Below are 5,001 nucleotides of genomic sequence, written 5' to 3' on the forward strand. Positions count from 1 at the left end.
TGAAGAGTTTAACAATCAAAACAAAATTTATCAAAATGTAGCTTAACTTATACTGGAATTTTTATTTGCATATCCAGTCAGGAAAATTCAGAATAAAAAGAGACGTAGCTGCCAATACATTCAGCCTTATTAATCTTAGCCCTAATAATGCTAAAATCGAATACGTAAGGGACAGCAATACAACTACATTTAAAGCTGATAATTTTACTATAACAGCAGATAACGGTTACAAATATTATTTTCAGGAATATGATTATGGACAATATCCCTGTTCAAATTCTGTTTTTGTGGCTCCAACATTTAAATCATCTTATTTTTTAACAAAAATTGTCAATCCGATAGGTGTTGAAATTGCAACACTTCAATATGAGAAGAAAAATAAGATTTTTCCCGGAGGTAAGATTGAATATCAGTACTGTAAAATAAAATCTATCAAAACTCCAAAGGGTGAAGTTACATTTGATTTTGCTTATGATGAAAGCCTGAAAGAGACGGTGAATGATCCGTTCACCTTAAATAAAATTATTTTAAAAAATCCTGCAGGGGAAACCTATTACAGTTATTTGATTAATAACAGCATTCTTACGCATCCTTATGATGAGGAAGCTAAGAGAAAACGTGTACTGGCTTCCATAAGAAAAAATGATAAAAACAACGTTAAAATAGAAGAAACATCTTTTATTTATAATAATATTACAGATTTTATAGGACGTGTAACGGATGGTATGCTGGAAAAAGTGGTGACTCCAACAGGAGGAGTTATCCAGTATAATTTTGAAAGTAATGAACAGTATTTTAATTATAGTGATCCTGAATATGTAGCTTATATGGAAGCATATGGCTTTGATCCTGCCATTCAAACTAAAGAAACATTAGTAAATTCTCCGCTAAATAGCGAAACTACACAAATATATAATTTTACCATACCGGGAGATCCTGCCAAAATAAAAAGGTTTGAGCTGTTCATCAACTTAGATACTTTTACATATCCTGAACCGGAAATGCCGGATCCCAATGATCCCATCGGTTCGCAGTTACCGCCACCGGATATACATCCGCGCCTTAATTTCAAATTGAAAAAAGGCAGTCAGGAAATCTGGAGCGGGCAGTATAGCAATGCAGCAGCCAATTATAGCAATCCTGTATTTTCCAACAATCCGGGAAACTATACCCTTGAAGTATCATCGGCAGACGGAGCAAAAGGAATTGGAACTTTTGGAATTACAGGTACTAAATTTTTACCGGGTCCTTTTAGAAATTCTCTTCCTGCGAAAGGGCAGAGAATTAAGAATATAAAATATTATAAAAATATTTCGGAAACCACACCGGAAAAAACGATCAGTTACGGATATGATTCTTTTACTTTAAATAACAGCAGCAGCGGATATTTATTTTACAACGAAAGAGATACCGAAGATGATCCTATGTCACCGTATGTACTTTATAATAATGTAAAAGTTTTTGAGAACGGAAAAGGATATACCAACAAGACTTTTAAAACTCCCCATGATTACCCAAAGATTCAGAATGGAGGAACTCAATTAGAACCCGCATTTTTCTGGTCATACTATAATCTAACGAAAAACGGGCTGCCTTCTAAAGAAGAGATTTATGATCAGCAAAATACTTTATTGGCATCAAAAGAAATCAATTATGAGTTTGCCAACTATTCTGATGCTGAATATCCGTTGAATATTTTATCTCAAAAACACTCCAGCAAACCTGCATATATTACAAAGACAACTCAGGTAGAGAAATTATTTTATCCGGGAGGAAAAGTGCTGGAAAACCAGTCTGAAACGCAGATCAGCAATCTCAATTTCAAGCCGTATTATATGAAATCGGTTGTTGACGGGGATATAAAGGAAAAATTCCTGACTTATCCAATCAATATATCAGGATATGCTCATCTGGAAAATGCATATATGAAAGGGTTTCCTGTAAAAACTGAAGAGAAAGAGAACGGAAAAACGGTATCAAAATCATCCACCCTGTTTGCCAATTCTTCCCTGCTCCCTACTTCTGTGGTTACAACCAATATAGCAGACGGAAGTACAAAAGAAAGCGTAAAGATGGATCTGTATGATGACAAGGGCAATCTTCTTCAGGTTTCAAGTCCGGGAGGTTTAACAACAGCCTTGGTCTACGGATATAATAAAACCTCGTTGATTGCAAAGGTGGAAGGTGCAGCATACAGCCAGATTGCTTCTTTGGCTACAGATATTATTACTCTTTCTGATGCAGATAACCTGAACGGAACCTATGAACCGGCATTGCTTACCGCTTTGGATAACTTCAGAAAAAAACCTGCATTAGCCAATTATCCGATAACGACTTATACATACGATCCCATTTCGGGAATCACTACCACAACTCCCCCTTCCGGTTTAAGAGAAGTGTATGAATATGATGATGCAGGAAGACTAAAAAGAGTAAAGAGAATGGAAAAGGATTCATCCGGAACAGTATCATTCAAAACATTAAAAGAATATCAATACAACTATAAACACTAATGTTATTATGAAAAAGATTTTAAGTATTTCAGGTTTGCTGTTTGTAGCGATGTATTTTGCACAGACCAATCTTACTTCCTCGGAAAACTACGTATATAGCAAAACATGTCTTAACGGAGATTGCTCTAAAGTTTCTGAAAACGTCCAGTATTTTGACGGTTGGGGAAAGCCTGTGCAGACGATCGATATCAAAGCAACACCGCTGGGACGCGATGTCGTAAACCATATAGAATATGACCCGTTCGGAAGACAGACAAAAAGCTATTTGCCTGTTCCGCAGGCAACAACCCAGAACGGAGCGCTCTACACCTCTCCTTTAGCCAATGCTTCCGCAATCTACGGAGCAGAAAAGATCTATTCTGAGAAAATTTTGGAAAACTCGCCGCTGGAAAGGGTTCTGCAGCAGATACAGGCAGGTAATAACTGGGCGAATAAAGCTGTGAATTTTAATTACAATACCAACGAAGATGGTGAAGTAAGAAAGTACACTATTTCTACAGACTGGTTGGAAGGAAGAACGAAATATACCATTGCCAATTCCGGTAACTATGCAGGCAGTACGCTTACAAAGAATGTAGTTACAAATGAGGATAATAATGTAAGTATAGAATTTAAAAATAAAAAAGGACAAACGGTTCTGTTAAGAAGGAAAGACGGAAATAAAAACGCAGATACCTACTATATTTATAACGAATATGGACAGTTGGCTTATGTAATCCCTCCTTTAGCGGCACAATCAGGACAGGTAGATCAAACTACATTAGACAATCTTTGCTACCAGTATCATTATGACGGCTGGAACAGGCTGGTGGAAAAGAAGATTCCCGGAAAAGGATGGGAATATATGGTGTATGATAAGCAGGATCGTATGATCTTATCTCAGAATGCCAATACGGGAGCATTAAAACAATGGCTTTTCACGAAATACGACCAGTTCGGAAGAGTACTTTACACAGGAATTTATACAAGTGCACAAAACTATGGAAGTACAGGAAGGCAGGCTGAACAGACTTTGGCAAACAGCTCTTCTGCACTGAATGAGAGCAGAAATACAACAGGATTTGATGCGAACGGAGTAACGGCATATTATACAAACTCTGCCTACCCTGCTGTGTTTACAAAGATTCTTACCATCAATTATTACGATACCTATCTTCAGAACGGCCCTGCAAGACCTGCTCAGATTATGGGAAGTAATACCATTGGCGATAATGCCGCCGATGCTGTGAATACCCAGACTCTTCCCACACTCTCGATGGTGAAGAATATTGAGGATGATAACTGGACAAAAAGCTATATATGGTATGATACAAACAGGAGACCTATCGGAACCTATGCGATTAATCATTTAGGGGGCTATACCAAAACAGAATCTTCTCTGGATTTTACGGGTGTGGTTCTGCAGACTAAGATTTATCATAAAAGATTGTCTTCCGACACCGAGAAAATAATCTCTCAGACGTATGAATACGACAGCCAAAACCGCCTGAAAAAACAGTGGCACCAGGTAAACAGTAATCCTCAGGAACTGCTGTCTCAAAACTCATACAACGAACTTTCCCAGCTTACCAATAAAAAGGTGGGAAACAATCTTCAGAGTATAGACTACACCTATAATCTAAGAGGAGCTATTACTACAATAAATGATCCTGCAAATCTTGGAACCGATCTTTTTGCATACTCTCTGTCTTATTTTGATCCTACTGACACCTCTGCAGGAAAATACAGTGGAAGTATATCTTCTGTAAGCTGGAAATCTGCACAGGATCATATATTGCGAAAATACACTTACCAGTATGACAATCTGAACAGACTGAGCCAGGGAATTTATGCTGAACCGGAAGCTTCCGTTCCTCAAAACAATTTCTACAACGAAATTGCGGGCTATGATCTCGGAGGAAATATTATTTCGCTCCAAAGATATACGAAAGGGATTTCCGGAACAGCATCACTGATGGATAATCTTAGTTATGTTTATTCGGGTAATAAGCTTACTTCTGTTACCGACAGCTCTACCAATTACAGCGGTTACCCTGATACTTCAGGAAACACCATCTCTTATGATGCCAACGGAAATATGACCAGCCAGATAGATAAAGGAATTTTGCAGATTGAGTACAACATACTGAACAAACCAGATTATTTGAAATTCAATACAGGATTATCTACCCGTACGGGAAGGATTAATGAAAACACCTCTTATCTTTATCGTGCGGATGGTACCAAATTAAGAAAAGTTTACAATTATGCGCCTTATAATCCTTTAGGAACAATTACTCAGTTGTCCTCAAAAGTAACAGAATATCTCGATGGTTTTCAGTACGAAGCGGACGGAAAAAAAGGAATTCCCTCTGTACTTACTTTAAAATTTGTTCCAACCGCAGAAGGATATTATAATTTCGAAAATAATAAGTATATTTACAGCTATACAGACCATTTGGGGAACATTAGAGTAAGCTACTTTAAAAACACCAATGGCAGCGCAGAA

The 5,001-nt window shown here is 37.4% G+C and carries 2 protein-coding genes; both read left to right on the forward strand.

Going from position 1 to position 5,001, the window contains the following annotated elements; genetic code table 11:
• The first annotated feature begins 65 nt into the window (after nucleotides 1-65).
• On the forward strand, nucleotides 66-2,513 hold the full coding sequence (locus H6W52_RS20785) for a hypothetical protein (protein WP_116100157.1): 2,448 nt from the start codon (nucleotides 66-68) through the stop codon (nucleotides 2,511-2,513).
• Between the two features lie 7 nt (nucleotides 2,514-2,520).
• The coding region (locus tag H6W52_RS20790) for a DUF6443 domain-containing protein (protein ID WP_185216954.1) at nucleotides 2,521-5,001 on the forward strand (2,481 nt) is incomplete at its 3' end.

Origin of the sequence: Chryseobacterium sp. C2(2020) (assembly GCF_014218915.1) — a bacterium.
In the GTDB taxonomy this organism is placed as follows: Bacteria; Bacteroidota; Bacteroidia; order Flavobacteriales; family Weeksellaceae; genus Chryseobacterium; species Chryseobacterium mucoviscidosis.